The organism is Paenibacillus castaneae, assembly GCF_002884445.1.
GTDB lineage: Bacteria > Bacillota > Bacilli > Paenibacillales > Paenibacillaceae > Pristimantibacillus > Pristimantibacillus castaneae.
The window spans coordinates 3,632,142-3,651,378 of sequence record NZ_KZ614144.1; the positions used below are offsets into that span (position 1 = coordinate 3,632,142).

19 protein-coding genes are annotated in these 19,237 nt (G+C 44.8%); all 19 read right to left on the minus strand.

What is annotated here, in order from left to right:
• Positions 1-3 precede the first annotated feature (3 nt).
• The gene (locus CEF13_RS16465; protein WP_102712088.1) at positions 4-336 is read right to left on the minus strand and encodes a L7Ae/L30e/S12e/Gadd45 family ribosomal protein; all 333 of its coding nucleotides are present in this window, start codon (positions 334-336) and stop codon (positions 4-6) included.
• Positions 323-637, minus strand: coding sequence for an RNase P modulator RnpM (gene rnpM / locus CEF13_RS16470; protein WP_102712090.1), 315 nt, complete (start codon positions 635-637; stop codon positions 323-325). Before rnpM ends, CEF13_RS16465 begins: the two co-directional genes overlap by 14 nt.
• A gap of 44 nt (positions 638-681) precedes the next feature.
• Positions 682-1,779: a transcription termination factor NusA gene (nusA, locus tag CEF13_RS16475; protein WP_102712092.1), complete on the minus strand. Its 1,098-nt coding sequence runs from the start codon at positions 1,777-1,779 to the stop codon at positions 682-684.
• 34 nt (positions 1,780-1,813) lie between these two features.
• Positions 1,814-2,275, minus strand: a complete 462-nt coding sequence (gene rimP / locus CEF13_RS16480) for a ribosome maturation factor RimP (RefSeq protein WP_102712094.1) — start codon at positions 2,273-2,275, stop codon at positions 1,814-1,816.
• 169 nt (positions 2,276-2,444) lie between these two features.
• Positions 2,445-6,752 (minus strand): PolC-type DNA polymerase III, encoded by a 4,308-nt coding sequence (locus tag CEF13_RS16485; protein ID WP_102712096.1) that lies wholly within the window; start codon positions 6,750-6,752, stop codon positions 2,445-2,447.
• Positions 6,753-6,795: 43 nt separating this feature from the next.
• Entirely contained in the window at positions 6,796-8,244 is a 1,449-nt protein-coding gene (gene proS, locus CEF13_RS16490; RefSeq protein WP_102712098.1) for a proline--tRNA ligase, read from the minus strand.
• Positions 8,245-8,253: 9 nt separating this feature from the next.
• Complete coding sequence (rseP, locus tag CEF13_RS16495; protein WP_102712100.1) at positions 8,254-9,528, minus strand: RIP metalloprotease RseP; 1,275 nt, start codon at positions 9,526-9,528, stop codon at positions 8,254-8,256.
• 88 nt (positions 9,529-9,616) lie between these two features.
• Entirely contained in the window at positions 9,617-10,756 is a 1,140-nt protein-coding gene (locus tag CEF13_RS16500) for a 1-deoxy-D-xylulose-5-phosphate reductoisomerase (protein ID WP_102712102.1), read from the minus strand.
• Positions 10,757-10,772: 16 nt separating this feature from the next.
• A complete protein-coding gene (locus CEF13_RS16505; protein WP_102712104.1) occupies positions 10,773-11,567 on the minus strand; it encodes a phosphatidate cytidylyltransferase in 795 nt (264 codons plus the stop codon).
• A 27-nt stretch (positions 11,568-11,594) separates the two neighbouring features.
• Positions 11,595-12,359, minus strand: a complete 765-nt coding sequence (locus CEF13_RS16510) for an undecaprenyl pyrophosphate synthase (protein ID WP_102712106.1) — start codon at positions 12,357-12,359, stop codon at positions 11,595-11,597.
• Between the two features lie 62 nt (positions 12,360-12,421).
• Positions 12,422-12,976 carry a ribosome recycling factor gene (gene frr / locus CEF13_RS16515; RefSeq protein WP_102712108.1) on the minus strand — a complete coding sequence of 185 codons (555 nt, stop codon included), beginning with the start codon at positions 12,974-12,976 and terminating at the stop codon, positions 12,422-12,424.
• Entirely contained in the window at positions 12,976-13,704 is a 729-nt protein-coding gene (gene pyrH, locus CEF13_RS16520; protein WP_102712110.1) for a UMP kinase, read from the minus strand. Before pyrH ends, frr begins: the two co-directional genes overlap by 1 nt.
• Before the next feature lie 103 nt (positions 13,705-13,807).
• Positions 13,808-14,458 (minus strand): translation elongation factor Ts, encoded by a 651-nt coding sequence (tsf, locus tag CEF13_RS16525; protein WP_102712112.1) that lies wholly within the window; start codon positions 14,456-14,458, stop codon positions 13,808-13,810.
• A gap of 162 nt (positions 14,459-14,620) precedes the next feature.
• Positions 14,621-15,319: a 30S ribosomal protein S2 gene (rpsB, locus tag CEF13_RS16530; RefSeq protein ID WP_102712114.1), complete on the minus strand. Its 699-nt coding sequence runs from the start codon at positions 15,317-15,319 to the stop codon at positions 14,621-14,623.
• 179 nt (positions 15,320-15,498) lie between these two features.
• A complete protein-coding gene (locus tag CEF13_RS16535; protein ID WP_102712116.1) occupies positions 15,499-16,074 on the minus strand; it encodes a hypothetical protein in 576 nt (191 codons plus the stop codon).
• A complete protein-coding gene (locus CEF13_RS16540; RefSeq protein WP_102712118.1) occupies positions 16,067-16,630 on the minus strand; it encodes a DUF6115 domain-containing protein in 564 nt (187 codons plus the stop codon). Before CEF13_RS16540 ends, CEF13_RS16535 begins: the two co-directional genes overlap by 8 nt.
• A 36-nt stretch (positions 16,631-16,666) precedes the next feature.
• Complete coding sequence (locus CEF13_RS16545; protein WP_102712120.1) at positions 16,667-16,993, minus strand: hypothetical protein; 327 nt, start codon at positions 16,991-16,993, stop codon at positions 16,667-16,669.
• A 34-nt stretch (positions 16,994-17,027) separates the two neighbouring features.
• Positions 17,028-18,434 (minus strand): flagellar assembly protein A, encoded by a 1,407-nt coding sequence (locus CEF13_RS16550; protein WP_102712122.1) that lies wholly within the window; start codon positions 18,432-18,434, stop codon positions 17,028-17,030.
• Between the two features lie 15 nt (positions 18,435-18,449).
• Entirely contained in the window at positions 18,450-19,235 is a 786-nt protein-coding gene (locus CEF13_RS16555) for a FliA/WhiG family RNA polymerase sigma factor (protein WP_102712124.1), read from the minus strand.
• Positions 19,236-19,237 lie beyond the last annotated feature (2 nt).

Sequence of the window (19,237 nt, forward strand, 5' to 3'; positions counted from 1 at the left end):
TGTTTATTCTCCAATATGGTCCACCTCCGTATTATGGCTCAGATGACTCGCAATCATTTTTCCGAATTGCGCATCCGTTACCGCTAGTACAACGCGTTCCGGCTTACCAATCGCCTTTCCTAGTTGCTCACGGTCGAATGCTTCGGCGAGTTGTATACCGTAGGTGCTGCATTTGTCACGAAATTTTTTTTTCGTATTATCTGAAGCGTCTCCAGCAAGAATAACAAGAAACGCTCCTTTATTTCTTACTGCTTTCAGTACGATTTCATCGCCTGTAATGAGCTTGCCGGCACGCATAGCCATACCCAGCTGCGACAGCGTTTTATTCTGCTTCATCGCTTACCAGCTCCTTGCCTGCGATAAACTGCTCCTCGACTGCTACAAAATCCTGCTCCAGTTGGTCATAAATATGATCGCCAACATGTTGCTTAAGCGCTCGATCAAGAGCTTTCGATTTCTTCGCTAATTTAAAGCAGCTCACTTTACCGCATAAATACGCGCCGCGGCCAGCTTTCTTCCCTGTCAGGTCAATTTGCACCTCTTCGGCTGGTGTCCGCACAATCCGAATGAGCTCCTTCTTCGGCATCATCTCCTGACAAGCGACACATTTGCGAAGCGGTACTTTTCTCGGTCTCATTGTACACCCCTCCTCTGCCAGCTGAATTGACGCTTCTCTCTATCCTAATCGATGGAAACGGAATCCTGATGCATGATAGTCGTCAACGATTTCGGCCGGCCATATTCCTGCTCAGCCTGTGTTTCACTCTTAATGTCAATCTTCCAGCCCGTCAGCTTGGCAGCTAGCCTAGCATTCTGGCCTTTGATACCGATAGCAAGGGAAAGCTGATAATCTGGAACGATTACTCTAGCCATCTTCTCTTGCTCAAAAACGATTACCTCCAGCACCTTTGACGGGCTAAGCGCATTCGCAACATACTCATCCACGCTCTCAGACCAACGAACGATATCTATTTTTTCGCCTTTAAGCTCGTTTACGATCGTCTGAACGCGCAGCCCCTTTTGACCGACGCATGAACCAACCGGATCCACTTCGGCATTGCGGGAATGAACGGCGATTTTTGAACGGAAGCCAGCTTCGCGCGCTACCGAACGAATTTCGACTACACCATCATATATTTCAGGAACTTCAAGCTCAAACAATCGTTTTAAGAGGCCTGGATGCGTACGGGATAAAATAATTTGAGGACCTTTTGTCGTATTCTCCACTTTCGTAATATACGACTTCACGCGATCGCCATGCTTAAACTTATCAGTAGGCATCAGTTCAGTCAAAGGCATTACCGCTTCAACCTTGCCCAGATCGATAAATAAGTTGCGAACGTCCTGACGCTGAACGATACCGTTCACGATATCCTCTTCTTTGTCGATAAAAGCGTTGTAAATAAGACCGCGCTCTGCCTCGCGGATACGCTGAGTAACAACCTGCTTCGCTGTTTGAGCAGCGATGCGTCCGAAATCACGAGGCGTTACTTCAATCTCAGCTACATCATCAAGTTGATAATGCGCATTAATTTCACGAGAAGCTTCGACCGTAATTTCTAAGCGCGGGTCAAGCACCTCATCTACAACCGTTTTCCGGGCATATACTTTAATGACTCCAGTGTGGCGGTTGATATCGACTCGTACGTTCTGAGCTGTATTAAAATTCCGTTTGTAGCTTGAGATAAGCGCAGCTTCAATCGCTTCAAGGAGCACATCCTTAGTGATCCCCTTATCTCTTTCTATTTCCTGCAGCGCTTCAATAAAATCCATGCTCATTGGACTGGAGTTCCCCCTTTCAATATAAAAAAAATTAGAATACGATAGCGAGCCTTGCGCTTGCTACCTTCTCATAAGGAATTTCATATTCCTTCTTTGTTGTACGCACAACGGCAGTTTCCCCGTCAAATGAAAGTAGCAGCCCCTCGAATTCTTTAGCGCCGCTAATCGGTTCATATGTCGTTATGTAAACGTGCTTACCGATAGCTTTTTGAACATCCTCTTGCTTTTTGAGCGGCCTCTCGGCTCCTGGAGAAGAAACCTCTAGAAAATAAACATCCGTTACCGGATCATTCTTATCCAGCTGCTCGCTCATATATTCGCTAATACGGCCGCAATCGTCTATATCGATTCCGCCCTCTTTATCAACGAATATGCGAAGGAAATAATTATTCCCTTCCTTGACGTACTCAATATCAACCAGTTCAAATCCATTAGTGCTGAGAAATGGCTGAACCATTTCCTGGGCGGCGGCTTTGATTTTGGATGTACTCAAATTCAGTTGACCTCCTGTTTATACGCGCTATGCCATTTTGCCAATTACAAAACGTAAAGAGTGGGTTTCCCCACTCTTCTGCATCAAAGTCTTTATTATCATCATTGCCAGAAAAATTATAACATAACCGCCCTAGAGTGACAAGGAATCTTTTCTAGTAGACACTGTTCTAAAACAGTGAAAGCTGGTTAGATTCAGGCAATCCGCGGAAGCAGCCCATGGTGGAAAGCACCTCAACTACAGTCTTGGTCGCCTTCGATTTCATCTGGAAATCTTCAATCGAAAGGTACTCGCCATCATTCCGAGATGCGGCAATATTGCGTGCCGCATTATCCCCAATACCGGCAATTGCCGCGAAAGGCGGAATAAGTGAATCACCGTCTACTAAAAATTTCGTCGCATCTGAACGGTATAGATCGATCGGCTTAAAGGAGAAGCCGCGCGCTGTCATTTCAAGTGACATTTCCAATTGCGAAACCATATTTTTTTCTTTCGGCAGTGCATTAAAGCCTTTTGCTTCTATTTCAATCAGCTTCTTAAGAATAGCATCATAACCCTGGCAAAGCAGCTCCAGATCGAAATCATCCGCTCTTACCGTAAAGTAAGTCGCGTAGTATTCAATTGGATAATAAAGCTTGAAAAATGCGGTTCGAACTGCCGAGATGACGTATGCTGCAGCATGTGCTTTCGGGAACATATATTCAATGCGCAAGCAAGAATCAATATACCACTGCGGCACCTTGCAGCGTTTCATCTCTTCAATCCACTCAGGCGTCAAACCTTTGCCTTTACGGACGCTTTCCGTAATTTTGAACGCTAAACTAGCATCCATATTAGCTTTGTAGATCAAGAAGAGCATAATGTCATCCCGACAGCCAATTACGGTCTTAATGTTGCAGGTTCCGTTCTTTATAAGCTCCTGTGCGTTTCCAAGCCATACACCCGTACCATGCGACAATCCAGAAATTTGCAGCAAATCCGCGAAGGACGAAGGCTGTGTTTCCTGAAGCATTTGACGGACGAATTTGGTTCCCATCTCCGGTACCCCATATGTGGCAACCGAAGATCGAATTTTCTCACCAGGGATGTTCAGCGCATTCGTGGAGTTGAACATACTCATTACCTTAGGATCATTCATTGGAATGCTTATAGGATCAACACCCGTTAAATCCTGCAGCATCCGCATCATCGTAGGATCATCATGGCCGAGTATATCCAGCTTGAGCAGATTTTCATCAAAAGCATGATAGTCGAAATGAGTTGTTTTCCATTCCGCATTCACATCATCCGCTGGGAATTGCACAGGCGTAATATCTTCAACCTCAATATAGTCAGGAACAACGACAATACCGCCGGGATGCTGGCCCGTACTGCGCTTTACTCCCGTACAGCCGTTTGCCAGTCTGGAAAGCTCGGCACCTCGCCACTTTTTGTTATGTTCCTCTTCATATTTCTTCGTATAGCCATATGCTGTTTTCTCAGCTACTGTACCGATGGTACCCGCTCGAAAAACGCTTTTCTCACCGAAAAGCTCCTTCGTGTAGTTGTGCGCTATAGGCTGATAGTCTCCAGAGAAGTTAAGGTCTATATCTGGAACCTTGTCTCCCTTAAACCCTAGGAAGGTTTCGAACGGAATATCTTGGCCTTCGCCCTTCATTGGTTGATCGCATTTCGGACATAATTTGTTAGGCAAATCGAAGCCGCTTGGAATGCTTCCGTCCAAGAACCATTCGCTATGTCGGCAATCCGTGTTTTTACACAAATAATGTGCCGGCAGCGGATTAACCTCAGAGATGCCGAGGAAGGTCGCAACAACAGATGATCCTACCGATCCCCTGGATCCAACGAGATAACCGTCCGCATTTGATTTTTTCACAAGCTTCTCCGATATTAAATAGTTCGCCGAGAACTTAAATTTAATGATCGGAACAAGCTCTTTCTCCAGCCGATCAATAACGACCTGAGGAAGCTCTTCCCCGTACATAGACTTCGCGGTTTCATAGCAGGTATTGCGAATTTCATCATCGGCACCTTCAATATCCGGTGCGAAGAGGCCGGTTGGGAACATATCATAAGGCTCGAAGCGATCAGCCAGCTCTACCGTATTCGTAATTACAACCTCACGAGCTCTCGCTTCTCCCAAGAAAGCGAACTCTTCCAGCATCTCTTCCGTTGTCCGGAAATGGGCATCTGGTTTTCGTATGCTCTTCAACGGGCTAAAGCCCGTTATGCCATGAATCGTTATATCCCGGTAAATCTTATCACGCGGGTTCAAGTAATGAACGTTGCCGGTAGCGATAACGGGCTTCCCAAGTTCATCGCCGATTTGACAAATGCGGCGGTGGGCTTGTTCGATCTCAGCTCGGCTGCCGACTAACCCCTTCTCTACCAAATGCATATAGAAATCGATCGGTTGAATTTCAAGAACGTCGTAGAAACGAGCAACTTCCAGTGCTTCTTCATAGGATTTGTTAAGCACTGTTTCAAAAAACTCGCCTTTTTCGCACCCTGATATGATTAACAATCCTTCTCGAAGCTCAACCAGCTTGGTTCTTGGCATCGTTGGAACACGTTTGAAATAATCGGTATGTGATAAGGAAATGAGCTTAAATAAATTCTTCTTACCCACTGCGTTTAACGCATAAACACTACTGTGGAAAGGACGTGAATTGGATAAATCCATACCTACATAATCATTTAATTGATGTAAATCTGTAATGTTTCGTTCTGCAGCATCTGCAATAAGTCCATACAGCACGCCGCCCAGCGCCAGGGAATCGTCTACTGCTCGGTGATGGTTCTCCAAGCTGATTTTGTACTTATCTGCTAATGTATTCAAACGGTGGTTTTTGAGCGTCGGAAATATAAACCTAGCCAATTCGAGCGTGTCCAGCACTGGGTTTTTGACCTCGGGCATACCGAAAGCTTTGCAGCTGGCTTGAATAAAACCGATATCAAAGCGAGCATTATGCGCAACCAGCACATCGTTACCAATAAAATCAATAAATTCACGCAGCTTAGGCTCAAGCTCCGGCTGCCCCTTGACCATATCATCATTGATATTGGTCAACTGCTGGATATGGTAAGGTATTTTCTCGTGCGGATCAATGAGCGTAGAGAACCGATCGATCTCTTTGCCATCGCGCATCTTCACGCCAGCCAGCTCAATGATTTTGTTGTTTATAACCGACAAGCCCGTCGTCTCAATATCAAATACGATATAAGTCGCAGAAGCAAGCGGCTCCGGTCTTGACTGAAGAACCATCGGCACCGCATCGTTGACGACATTCGCCTCAACGCCGAAGAGCACTTTTATGCCATGCTTTTTGGCTGATTTATTCGCATCAGGATAGCATTGCACATTACTGTGATCAGTTACTGCAATTGCTTTGTGGCCCCATTTCGCTGCTGTTTTAATATAAACATCAACAGGCGTAACGGCATCCATCGCGCTCATTGTCGTGTGAAGATGAAACTCAACGCGCTTCTCTTCTGCTTTATCCATACGGTCCGGCGGCGACTTCACTTCATGCAGATCATTAGGCATCATAACGAGCTCAGGCTCTTGCATAAAGCGGTCATATTCGACGCGGCCACGCGCTTTAACCCACTTGCCATTCGCAAGCTGGCTTAAAATTTTCACGTCATCCTTTGTCTTGGCGAACATCTTCATAGCCATAGAATCAGAGAAATCAGTAACGTTGAATGTAAATAAAGTGCTTCCGTTGCGAAGCTCCTTAACGTCAAGACCAAAAACAGCGCCTTGCACCGTGATTTTCTTCTCTTCTTCCAAAATATTCATGAGTGGTGTTGGTTCTTCTCTGATATCATAGCCAACTGCTAGTCTAATCTCGCCCTCGTCAACTAGATCAGACTCTGATTGTGAGCTGGCCATCAGCTCCTGAACGAATTCACGCTCTTCCTGTACGATTCGAAGTGCGTATTCATCCAAAATTTCTTGCCTGGACTCGCTAATAATCATTTTCACCTTGCAAGTACGTTGAAAATAAGTGCTGTAGAATCGAATGATTTCATCATCAAGCCGTTTCTTGCGTGCTAACTCAAGTCCTGTATTATCGAGCAGGGACAATGTCAACATATCGCCTTCTACTTCAATGGTAGCTTTCTGAAGCCAGCCATTAACGGATGGCACCTCACGCTGCACCCATTCCATAAATAAACCCCAATATTGCGTGACAATGGATTCCGTCTCCACAACAGGGTCATAAATAATAATAAAGGATGTCGCAGCAATATGTTCAAATTTCACACGAACAGCTTGGCATAATCCGTTATAGGCTTGTAAAGGAACCATGGACGTTTTGCGGATGCAAAACGTCCATTGTGAATTGCTTTTGCTTACGATTACTTGCTCGATGTAACCATCTTGGAAATATTGATGTATAAGTTCTTGCGGCAGCTCCGCTTGCTGCAGCAGCAGCTCAAAGCGCTGCCGCTTATCGGCGGTTTGGCTCATATAACTCCACTCCTTAAGATCCGAACCGAACTAGCTATAGTTCTTAATAAGCACGTGCGAAAACGACAGTATGCTTAGCAGAATCGCCGCATACAAGACATGTTGATTTATGAACAGTTGGTTCAAAAGGTATATTGCGGCTAGTTGCTCCTGTTTCTTCTTTCACTTGCTTCTCGCAAGCAGCAGAGCCGCACCATCCAGCTTCAACAAAGCCGCGCTGCTCCTCCAGGAAGCTCTTCATCTCATCAAGCGTATCGACTGAACGCGAATTATCTGCCCGGAATTGCTTAGCTTTCTCGAACATCGCATCATGCGTTTCGGCTAACAGCTTTTCGATTTCAACGAGAAGGTTGTCTTGGGAAACGATCCGTTTCTCGCCTGTAATACGAGAAACGAGAACAACCACGCCATTCTCCATGTCGCGAGGACCGAGCTCAAGTCGAATCGGAACTCCGCGCATTTCATATTCATTAAATTTCCAGCCCGGACTAACGTCTGCACGATCGTCCACACGAACACGAATGCCTGCTTTCTTGAGCTCAGCATAAAGCTCGTCCACTCGTCCGACAACTTGGTCACGAAGCTTAGCAGGTCCGATAGGAATCATAATAACCTGAGTCGGTGCAACTTTTGGAGGCAATGCCAGACCTCGGTCATCGCCATGCACCATAATCAATGCCCCAATAAGACGGGTGCTTACGCCCCACGACGTAGTGTGAGCAAATTGCAACGTATTCTCGCGATCGAGATATTTAATATCGAACGCAACCGCAAACTTCGTACCAAGATAATGCGAGGTGCCTGCTTGAACAGCCTTACCATCCTTCATCATCGCTTCAATGGAATAGGTTTCAACGGCGCCTGCAAATCTCTCTGAAGGTGTTTTCTCACCTTTGATAACAGGAATAGCTAGAAACTCTTCTACGAATTGTGTGTACACATCAAGCATTTGCATCGTTTCTTGACGTGCTTCTTCCTCTGTTTCGTGAGCGGTATGTCCTTCCTGCCACAAGAATTCACTTGTGCGCAGGAAAGGCATCGTCCGCTTCTCCCAGCGTACAACGTTAGCCCATTGATTAATCAACAGAGGCAAATCGCGGTAAGATTGAATCCACTTGGAGTACATATGACCGAACATCGTTTCTGATGTTGGACGGATAGCAAGGCGCTCTTCCAGCTTCTCGCCAGCCGCCTCAGTAACCCAAGGAAGCTCGGGATTAAATCCTTCGACATGCTCCTTTTCTTTTTGAAAGAAGCTCTCGGGGATAAACAGAGGGAAATAAGCATTCCGATGCCCTGTTTCCTTGAAACGACGATCCAAATCACGTTGAATATTTTCCCAAAGCTCATAGCCCTCTGGACGGAATACAATACAGCCCCGAACAGGCGAGTAATCCATGAGCTCTGCTTTTTTTATAACATCAATATACCATCTGGAGAAATCCTCGCTTTGCGGCGTGATTTCAGATACGAATTGCTTTTCCTTCGACATTGCAGCTAATTACTCCCCTCTTACCAATCGTAAAATATCATTATAGGTTACAACAAGCATAAGCAGCATAATGAGCGCGAAGCCCACGAAATGCACCATGCTCTCGCGATTTGGATCAATGGGACGACGACGTATTGCTTCAATTCCAATAAAGATAAGACGACTTCCGTCAAGTGCTGGAATTGGCAGCAAATTAAATATCCCTAAATACAAGCTTAGTAAAGCGGTCCATGAAGTTAACTGTGCGATGCCCTGCTGAGCAATTTGACTGGTCACTTCCGCAGTCCGAACAGGCCCGCCCAAGTCATCCAGCTTGAACTCGCCGAATATCAGTTTTTTGAATCCTTCAAAAATACTGATCGTCATATTTTTCATCAGCTTAGCCGATCCCGTAAATGTTTCCGTGAAGGTTGCAGAACGCGTTGGCAGCGCGGCCGTAATACCTACTTTGCCAACTCCCTCATCATTAGGCTTAGGCGTAATATTGATCTGCAGCGCCTTGCCGTCTCTAATGATATCCATCTTCACTGGTACGTTCGGCGATTTCCCGATAATCTCAATCATCTTGTCAAAATCTGCACCAATCTTGACGCCGTTGACTGAATCGATAACATCGCCTTTTCTAAGATCAGCTTTAGCAGCAGGCATACCTTCCGAGATCTCATTTACCAATAATTTATCTGGCGATTCAACCGGAATACCTGCCATCTGGATATAAGCGCCAAACAATATAAAGGCAAGCACGAAGTTCATCAACGGGCCTGCAAAAATAGCAAGCGCACGCTGCCCCACTGTCTTGCTTCCAAATTGTCTGTCAAGCGGCGCAATTTGTGTTTCTTTGCCTTTGGCTATCATTAGAGCGGCAGGGTGAACCGAATAAGTCTCATGCTCGCCCTCTACATCCAAGGTGACGGAAAGCTTTCTTTCTAAATCGATTTTGACGACTTCTCCGCGAATAACACCGCTGCGTTCATCCAGCCGATCCAAGTATAAACGCGTAATTAAATTGTCCTTCACTCGGACGGCAATGGTTTGACCTGGTTGAACATCAACAATTTCCGGGTCCTCGCCCGCCATTCGAACAAATCCACCAGCAGGTATAAGCCTAAGCGTATATCTGGTTTCTCCTTTTTTCAAGGAAAAAAGCTTCGGACCAAAACCAATTGCAAACTCTCGAACCAATATTCCCGCGCGTTTCGCAAAAAAGTAATGACCCCATTCATGAATCGTTACGATCACGAAAAATACGAGTATTGTCAGAAAAACGACCTGAATCATGTGCATTAAGCTGAAGCCTCCTGTTCGTTACGGCCTGTACATAGATTATCATTATTCTCCCGTCCGATACAAGAGAACCGGAATTTGACCGATATTATACGGATTCTGCCATCCGGCGCGCCCAGGTGTCTACTTCTGCAATCATTTGCAAGTCATTTATATTCGTAACCTCATGCTTGCTTATTACGGTTTCCAAAATTCGTTCAATATCAAGGAATGTAATTTCGCCATTGAGAAAACGTGCGACTGCAACTTCGTTAGCGGCATTGAACGCGGCTGGTGCCGATTGTCCAAGGCGGCCGCACTCGAATGCCAGCCTTAAACAAGGATATCTTACAAAATCCATTTCTCGAAAATGCAGCTTCCCTATTTCGGCAAGATTAAGCCGATTGGTAGGAGTCGCATTGCGTTCAGGATAAGACAATGCATATTGAATTGGAACACGCATATCCGGCATCCCTAGCTGCGCAATAATGCTATGATCGGAAAATTCCACATAGGAGTGAATGATGCTTTCCGGATGAATAATGACATCTATTTGATCATATGTAACATCGAACAGCCATCTAGCTTCAATAACTTCTAGCCCTTTATTTACCATTGTGGCTGAGTCAATTGTAATTTTTGCACCCATGGCCCAATTCGGATGATTGAGCGCCTCCGCAACGGTAACGCCTTCTAGCTGCTCTCTGCTGCGGTCACGGAAGGAACCTCCGGAAGCTGTTAATGTAATTTGCTTCACTGATCGACGGTTTTCTCCGTTTAGGCATTGAAAAACAGCGGAATGCTCACTATCGATAGGCAGTATCGTTACGCCGCGCTGCTTAGCGCGCTCCATAACGATATGACCAGCAGTTACAAGAGTTTCTTTATTGGCTAAACCGATCGTTTTTCCAGCATCTATCGCTGCCAAAGTCGCAGGCAATCCTCTGCTGCCCATAATGGCGGTAACTACGATGTCAGCATCCGCAGCAGCCGCTACCTCGATCAGACCTTCTTCTCCATAGGTTACGGCTGTGCCGGCCGGGAGATGTGGACGTGCGGCGTCAGCTGCCTCTTTGGAGGCTAGACTAACTATGGCAGGCTTAAATTTCTTTGCCTGTTCAATTAACAGATCCACATTAGCTCCCGCGGTTAGTCCAACCACTTCATAGCGCTCAGGATCATGGGCAACAACATCCAAAGTTTGAGTGCCGATTGAACCCGTAGATCCTAAAATGCTTAACTTTTTCATTTAACTTCCTCCAGACTCATACCGGTATCAGCTCGGTCAGCATAAACAGCGGGAATACAATGAGCCAGCTGTCACAACGGTCAAGCACACCGCCGTGTCCCGGCAATAGCGTTCCTGTATCTTTAATATCACGTACTCGTTTGTATGCTGATTGAATTAAATCTCCAAACTGCCCTGCAACTGCAGCAATTAAACCAATCAACAACGCTTTTGAGATGCTTATCAGATCAGGAGCTAGCCAAGCAAATACAACGGAAACGACTAGTGAGAGAAAAACACCGCCTAGAGCACCTTCAATCGTCTTATTCGGACTGATAGAAGGCCACAGCTTCGTCTTGCCGAAGGCTCGTCCAAAGAAATAAGCTCCAATATCCGACGCCCATATACAAAAAAAGCATAGAAATGTCCAAAACAAACCATTCGGCTCTACCTGACGAATTCCGATCATGGCTGAAAAGCCATAACCTACATATAAAGCGCCAAGCAACATAAGCGCGGCGCCATCTATTGTGGTTTTATTTTTTGTGATGACGGTTAGGGCAAGCAATAAGAAGGCGAGCATCCAAAGGATGGTGGAAAAAGAAGGTATCTTGATCCCCCATTCGGACCAAGGAAGCACGAACAGTAGCACACCCGCATATCCGAGCAAAGAAGACGGATGCGACCATGCTACTCCATTCATACGAGCATATTCAGTAAATCCAATAATTGCAAGCAGCACGAGTAGGCCTATATATGGCCATCCTCCCAAAAATGCTAAACCAATGAATAGTGCTCCAGCTAATACGCCGGTAATTATTCGTTGTCTCAATGAAAAGTCACACTCCGTTACTTGAAGCTACAGTCCACCATATCGACGTGCACGGCGCTGATATTCCATTATGGCTTCTTGGAAATGCTTCTCCGAAAATTCAGGCCAATACACATCTGTAAACCACAATTCACTATAAGCAAGCTGCCACATCATGAAATTGCTCAAACGCAGCTCTCCGCTAGTTCGAATAAGCAAGTCCGGATCAGGCATACCACTCGTAAGCAGACGATCGGCCATTACATTCTCATTAATATCATCTAGGGTCAATCGTTCTTGCTGAACATCCGCAGCAATACTTTTTATAGCTTCAAGCATTTCTTTTCGACTGCCGTAATTCAAAGCAAAATTTAAAACAAGCCCTGTGTTGTTGGCTGTTTTCACAATCGCCTCTTCCACCGCGCTTAACGTGAATGAGGGCAAATCCTCTTTGTGGCCCATCATGCGAACCTGAACGTTGTTTGCAATCAATTCATCTAGCTCAATTTCAAGAAATTGTTGTGGCAGCTTCATAAGAAAATCAACTTCAGCTTTTGGTCGTTTCCAGTTTTCTGTTGAAAATGCATATAGAGTCAAATATTTGACGCCTAACCTGTCTGCTTCCATCGTAATTCGTTTGACCGCTTTCATGCCAGAATGATGGCCTGCCATTCTTGGTAAACCACGATCCTTAGCCCAGCGACCATTTCCGTCCATTATAATAGCTACATGCTCAGGCATATTTTCAAGGGCAACAGGATCAGTCGGCTGTAAGGACGATTTGCCTAATCTGGCCCAAAGTCGCTTAATCATCTTACTTCCTCCCAACCGAAATCAAAACCAAACCCCACCTATCGGAGGGGCCCAGAGTATCATTATACTTCCATAATTTCTTTTTCTTTTGATACTAGCACTTTATCAACTTCAGCTATGAATTTGTCAGTAGCCTTTTGAATATCTTCTTGATGGCCGCGTGATTCATCTTCAGAGATCGTTGTTTTTTCAAGCTTTTTGATCGAATCATTCGCATCGCGGCGAATATTGCGAATAGCTACCTTAGCTTCTTCGCCAAATTTCTTGGACGTTTTTACTAATTCAGCTCTTCTTTCTTCTGTCAACGGCGGTATCGATATGCGAATCGAAGTACCATCGTTTGAAGGAGTTAAACCTAGATCCGATTTCATAATAGCTTTCTCAATTGCTGACATCGACGATTTGTCCCACGGTTGAATAAACAATGTGCGTGAGTCTGGCGTATTGATGTTTGCTAGTTGATTGACTGGAGTCATCGAGCCATAATATTCAACTTGAATACGATCTAGCAAAGAAGGATTCGCTTTTCCAGCGCGCAATGAAGACAAGTCGCGTTTAAGAGCTGAGATGGCTTTATCCATCCGTTCTTCTGCATTTTTCTTAATTTCTTGTGGCATTATTTCGCACTTCCTCTCACTATCGTTCCGATTTTCTCACCCAGGACGACACGTTTAATATTCCCTTTCTCCGTAATTGCAAATACGATAAGTGGAATATTATTGTCCATGCAAAGTGAGGCTGCTGTTGAATCCATAACACCTAAATTTTTGTTAAGCATGTCGAGGTATGTAAGCTCCTCAAATTTCATTGCTGAATCATCTTTAAATGGATCTGCTGAGTAAACGCCATCCACTTTATTTTTTGCCATTAAGATAACTTCAGCTTCGATTTCAGCTGCACGCAAAGCTGCTGTAGTGTCCGTCGAGAAGAACGGATTGCCTGTTCCTGCTGCAAAAATAACAACGCGGCCTTTCTCCAAATGGCGAATTGCCCGGCGTCTAATGTACGGCTCGGCAATTTGTTGCATAGCGATCGACGTTTGTACGCGGGTTGGCACATCGATTTGTTCAAGTGCATCTTGAAGAGCAAGTGAATTCATTAGAGTAGCCAGCATGCCCATATAATCGGCAGTAGCACGGTCGATACCTTTTGCAGAACCAGCAATACCACGCCAAATGTTGCCGCCGCCAACTACAATGGCAACTTCAACGCCTAGTGCAACTACTTCCTTTACTTGATCAGCAATAGAAGAAATAACTGTTGCCTCTATGCCATAGCCTTCCTGGCCTGACAATGATTCACCACTAACCTTCAAGACTATACGTTTGTACACAGGATGTTCCAACGTTTATACCTCCATCATGCACCTCAATTGCTGAGGTCCTTCAAATATATTCTAGTCATACAAGGAGGCGGGGCGGACGCCCCGCCCCGCCTGTGCGTTCGGATTAATGTTTCACTTGTGCCATAACTTCTTCAACGAAATTGTCAACTTTTTTCTCTAGGCCTTCACCAAGCTCATAACGAACAAAGCGACGGATGGAAATGTTTTCACCAATTTTGCTGATTTTTTCATTTAGCAATACAGAGATCGTTTTGTCTGGGTCTTTGATGAATGGTTGCTCAAGCAGGCAGAACTCCTCGTAGTATTTCGAGATACGGCCTTCAACCATTTTTTCAACGATTTTTTCAGGTTTGCCTTCGTTAAGCGCTTGGTTTTTCAAAATTTCGCGCTCTTTTTCAAGCTCTTCAGAAGAAACCTCTTCGCGGCTAACAAATTTAGGGTTAGCTGCTGCGATTTGCATAGCAACATCTCTTGCAAAATCACGGAACTGATCTGTTTTTGCAACGAAGTCTGTTTCACAGTTAACTTCTACGATTACGCCGATACGGCCGCCCGCATGAATATAAGATTCAACTACACCTTCAGTAGCAATACGACCAGCTTTATTAGCTGCAGCCGCCAAGCCCTTCTCACGAAGCAATGCAATCGCTTTATCGATATCGTTGTTTGTTTCATCCAAAGCTTTTTTGCAATCGAGCATTCCTGCTCCTGTTCTTTCACGTAGTTCTTTTACCGCGCTAGCACTAACCGCCATGTCAAAACCCTCCTAATAGGTTTCACGAAACCTACATTCATTCCGTGAATATATACGCATTGGTTTAATTTTCAAATAAACGATGATTTTCATTCAAAAAAAGGGCAGTGAGAGGTTTATCACCATCTGACCACCCTTTGTTGACTAACTAAAGCCTCTAAATTAAGCCGTTGTTTGCTCGCCTTGATTAGCTTCAACGATTGCATCAGCCATTTTGGACGTCAACAATTTAACGGCACGAATTGCATCATCGTTACCCGGAATTACGTAGTCGATTTCGTCTGGATCACAGTTTGTGTCGACGATACCAACAATAGGAATACCAAGTTTGCGAGCTTCTGCTACTGCAATACGCTCTTTGCGTGGGTCAATAATGAACAACGCGCTTGGCAAGCCTTTCATGCCTTTGATGCCGCCTAGGAATTTCTCCAAACGGTCTTTTTCTTTGTTAAGAATGATAACTTCTTTCTTAGGAAGAACCTCGAAAGTGCCATCCTCTGCCCATTTCTCAAGCTGTTTCAAACGATCAATACGTTTTTGAATAGTTGAGAAGTTAGTCAAAGTTCCACCAAGCCAACGTTGGTTGATGTAGAAGTTGCCGCAACGCTCTGCTTCTTCTTTCACGGAATCTTGAGCTTGTTTTTTCGTACCAACGAACAGCATAGTGCCGCCCTCAGCAGCGATCGATTTAACAAAGTTGTAAGCTTCATCAACTTTTTTAACCGTTTTTTGCAAATCAATAATGTAAATACCGTTTCTTTCTGTGAAGATATAACGATCCATCTTCGGGTTCCAACGACGAGTCTGATGACCGAAGTGTACCCCAGCTTCTAAAAGCTGTTTCATGGAAATAACCGCCATTTCCTCAACACCTCCTGTAATGGTTTTTTAGTGCCCCTCCGCCAGTCGCATCTTTCGCCAAAACTTCCGCCGAGCGGAAGCACCGTTTGACAAAATTGACCTGCGTGCGTTTTTAACACCGTGTATTAATATACCACAAACACTTTACTCATGCAACAATGGATTAAGAAATGGAATGGTTAATCTTTCATGAATATCGCTTTGATCGCATCCGCTTGATCTTTCGTTAAAGGCTGGCTGCTGACAATCTTAATGGCTTCCGTAACCGTAATGCCTTCATTAAACAAAAAAATACCGGCGCGAACCAGCTTTTTCGACTCTTTCATTCCTTTAATAAATGCAGCTTGGTCCTGAATTATACGGTTTTCAGCCAATAATTCGGCGGTGTCCGTTAATCCAGAACCTGCTTTAATTTGAATCAAATGAGGAGCTTTGGCTTCCTTATCGGGATCGGGATCGGTTTGCTTAGAGCTGGCCGCTGTCTGCTCCTCTACAGGTGGCTCGCTTGGAACTGGAGTCGGTTCTTCCTGCTTGTTTGAATCAATATTAGCTTGCTTGTCTATTTGTACTGAATCACGCTCAGACTTCAATAAGGCGTCCACATCTGCTTGTGTATAGAGCTTCTCATTAATTTCACTATCAATCTGCTCTAGATTTTCTCTTGAATGAACACCAAAGAGCATCAGCTGGAAAAGCACAGCACCAAATATGATTCCTGAGCCGAGACCAAAAAGAAACGCACGATTTCTAAACATTCGCTGCCTCCTCTTGCTTCGCAAGCCCAATAATGAGCTGCACTTCCCCTTTGTTCATACTCAGTTTTTTGGCGATCATTTCGATCGATTTACCTTGATTATATAAATCAAACAACTCCGAATAACGTGATTGAATCGTGTTAGATGGAAGGCTTTCAGGTACGGTATCCTCTACTTCCTGTAGCGGACGGCTTTCCTGATTTATAGCGTATGCATGAAGTGGTGCAGTGGGAGCTATTTGAGATTGAAAGGAAGCCGTACGTGACATTGCTTGCTGAAGTTGATCGGCTAGCTGTTCACATTTGCGTTCTAATTCAATTATACGTCTTTCTTTCAGCTCCGCGTCAGATTTCGTTTCCTCCTGCGCTTTCTTCACTAGCAGAACCAAGCTCTCGTTCTCCTTCTCCATGTTCTCCATAAACAGCTCTAAAGCATTTTCCATATTTTGAACGGAGTTCTGCGAATTCGCGGCATCCGGCTTCTTTCGTGGGATCATTAAGGCGCTTACAATGACGACTGCGCCGAGTAATAAAATATAGCGAAAATATGGCTCCATCGTACATTACCTGCCTTTCTAGTTGCTGCAGCGAATTTATAATTTAATATCCAAATGATGTCCTTTAAAGGGATGAGCGGGTGGCTGGTCAACCTCTGTTTCCATAGATTCATCCGCAGGCCGTTTTCTTCTAGCATTCTGATTAGCATTGTCCTGCTGTCCATCCTGATCACTTCGCACATGAAGTCCATTGGCATGTTCAATACCTGTGTTTTTCCCCCGCAGCTGCTCGGTATCCTTAGCCGATTGATTGGCAAGCTGATTCTGATCGGCTGCAGGCTTATGCAGAGCTTGTCCATGCTGACCGCTAAACTCCTGCGTTCGCGGAACAGACATCTGTAAATCAATGGATTTGAAAGTCATATCAGCTCACCCCTATCCACGTTGTGTGCAACCACTATGAAATAAAAGGTACTAAAACGATATCTCCATCCGCATATCGGAAAGAAACACGCTGAGAAGCATCTTTTACAAATCTGGTGTATCTGCCAATAACAATTTTTGTTCCGCCAAAAACAATACTGGTCACATCAACCTTCGAGCGATCTGAATCTTCCAATGTTTTTTCAATTTCCAGAATCCGCTCTTTGGTGGCATCATTGTCAATGATTGCTTGGCGCTTTGTCGCTGTAAGCTTAATCCGTAATTGAAGCTTCTCCGGCGTTAACTGACCGGCTGCTGCCATTTGATCCAATATGGTAAGAGCTTTCTCCGATTTGTCCATATTCTCGGCATTTTGCTTCAGCTTCGCTCTAAGCTCGAGCAGCTCGGACCGATATTCTGGATTTACCCCAACTTCAATTGCAGTTGCTGTTGACATCGAGTTTCCGATGATCCGCGCGCTCACCATATCTCCCGCTTGAACAAGTCCACCGACAATTAGACCTTTAGCACCCGAGCAAACCACATTTTTACCTGCTCTTACATGTGAATGCATAATGCTTTGGGAAACAAGCACTTCATTGCCTGCTATTACATTCCCATCTTGTATAAAGGAGCATTTAACGTTGCGCCCGGCTTTGATGTAGCCTTTATTGCCCGCCATAACCCCTCCGGTTACCTCGACTGAGCCTTCCGATTCAATTTCAGCTCCTTCAACTCCGCCAATAACTCGAATGTCTCCAGATGCTTTTACTCGAAATCCGCTCAGCACATTGCCGCGTATGACAACCGTACCAACAAAATCAATATTTCCGATACTGTAATCCACGTCCCCGTTAACTTCATACACAGGGAATACATTTATTTTTTCTTTCTCAGTTAGCGTAACAAGACCATCGATAGTCGAATACATAGCTGTCTGGTCATCATTCAAGACCACATTTTTTCCAATCTTAAATCGAACCTGCTTGCCAAGCTTAGAAGCAAGTTCTTCCCCTGTGACTGTTTTTCCCAAAGGTCCCGGTTGCGGCTCAATCCGTTCCGCAATCAATTGACCGCGCTTTACATTTTTGAGCTGAACCACTTCTTTAAAATCAACTTTACCGTCTTCCTGTTCAGCAGGGGGCTTATCCTTTTTATTCATATCATAAATAAGCTTAACATAACCGTCCTTGCCAGGAGCAGGCGGCTCCCCAACGGCTATTAAGGTTTGTTCTTTAAAATAAGCGAGCGGGTTGATGGCGATTTGGCCTAGCACGTCAGTTCGAAGGCCGTGAACCACCCCTTTGCTGCGCACAAATCTTTCAAGTTCATCACCATTGCAATTAAATTCATCGGATACCACACTAAAAGATAAAAAAGCAGACAGCTTGTCAGCTGATATTTGGATCGTTAGGTATGAACCTAATTGTTGATTGTCCAATCTACTCCCCCCTCTCTAATGCTGCATGAGTTGATCTTTATGCTTAGCCAAAGCTCCTCGCAGCCGCAATATGGCTTTCGAATGAAGCTGGGAAATTCTCGATGGTGATAGTGACATCACTTCAGCGATCTCACTTAGGGAAAGTTCCTCATAATAAAACAAAGAGACAACGGTACGTTCCTTCTCAGTCAAACGCTCGATGCCTTTAACTAACGATTCCTTTAAATAAAACTCATGTACTTTGTGATCAGGGTTTTTAGCCTTATCATCGACAAGCAAAGACATTCTCGTCTCAGATTCTTCTTCTCTAATGGGATCCTCCAAAGAGCATACCGTCGTTACTGCAATATCTTGAAGCATATTTCTGAATTCTTTCTCTGATACTTCTAAATAGCTGCTGATCTCGGTATCCGTGACAGACCGCATGAACTGCTGTTCTAGATGCTGATAAGCCTCTTCCACTTTCTTCGCCTTCTCGCGAACGGAGCGCGGCACCCAATCTCCTTGCCGCAATCCATCAATTATAGCACCACGAATCCGCCAAGAAGCATACGTTTCAAATTGCAAACCGCGGCAATAATCAAATTTCTCAATAGCATCAATGAGACCCATTACACCATTGCTGGCAAGATCGTCTTTAATTACATTTTTGGGCAAGCCTATCGCCATGCGGTTTGTGACATAATCAACAAGCGGTAAATACTGCTCAATAAGCTTCTTTTTCGCTTCCAAATCACCATGTTCTCTCCAGGCTTGCCACATATGGATGTTTGTCAAATGAGGCGTTTTCTGCTCAGTCATCG

Bases quoted from the DNA above. Each gene is read 5' to 3' on its own strand.
- tsf (WP_102712112.1), bottom strand. From the start codon at position 14,458: ATGGCGGTTAGTGCTAGCGCGGTAAAAGAACTACGTGAAAGAACAGGA.
- CEF13_RS16545 (WP_102712120.1), bottom strand. From the start codon at position 16,993: ATGACTTTCAAATCCATTGATTTACAGATGTCTGTTCCGCGAACGCAG.
- frr (WP_102712108.1), bottom strand. From the start codon at position 12,976: ATGCCACAAGAAATTAAGAAAAATGCAGAAGAACGGATGGATAAAGCC.
- rnpM (WP_102712090.1), bottom strand. From the start codon at position 637: ATGAGACCGAGAAAAGTACCGCTTCGCAAATGTGTCGCTTGTCAGGAG.
- CEF13_RS16465 (WP_102712088.1), bottom strand. From the start codon at position 336: ATGAAGCAGAATAAAACGCTGTCGCAGCTGGGTATGGCTATGCGTGCC.
- CEF13_RS16485 (WP_102712096.1), bottom strand. From the start codon at position 6,752: ATGAGCCAAACCGCCGATAAGCGGCAGCGCTTTGAGCTGCTGCTGCAG.
- CEF13_RS16555 (WP_102712124.1), bottom strand. From the start codon at position 19,235: ATGACTGAGCAGAAAACGCCTCATTTGACAAACATCCATATGTGGCAA.
- rpsB (WP_102712114.1), bottom strand. From the start codon at position 15,319: ATGGCGGTTATTTCCATGAAACAGCTTTTAGAAGCTGGGGTACACTTC.
- proS (WP_102712098.1), bottom strand. From the start codon at position 8,244: ATGTCGAAGGAAAAGCAATTCGTATCTGAAATCACGCCGCAAAGCGAG.
- CEF13_RS16500 (WP_102712102.1), bottom strand. From the start codon at position 10,756: ATGAAAAAGTTAAGCATTTTAGGATCTACGGGTTCAATCGGCACTCAA.
- CEF13_RS16510 (WP_102712106.1), bottom strand. From the start codon at position 12,359: ATGATTAAGCGACTTTGGGCCAGATTAGGCAAATCGTCCTTACAGCCG.
- nusA (WP_102712092.1), bottom strand. From the start codon at position 1,779: ATGAGCATGGATTTTATTGAAGCGCTGCAGGAAATAGAAAGAGATAAG.
- CEF13_RS16535 (WP_102712116.1), bottom strand. From the start codon at position 16,074: ATGTTTAGAAATCGTGCGTTTCTTTTTGGTCTCGGCTCAGGAATCATA.
- rseP (WP_102712100.1), bottom strand. From the start codon at position 9,528: ATGCACATGATTCAGGTCGTTTTTCTGACAATACTCGTATTTTTCGTG.
- CEF13_RS16540 (WP_102712118.1), bottom strand. From the start codon at position 16,630: ATGGAGCCATATTTTCGCTATATTTTATTACTCGGCGCAGTCGTCATT.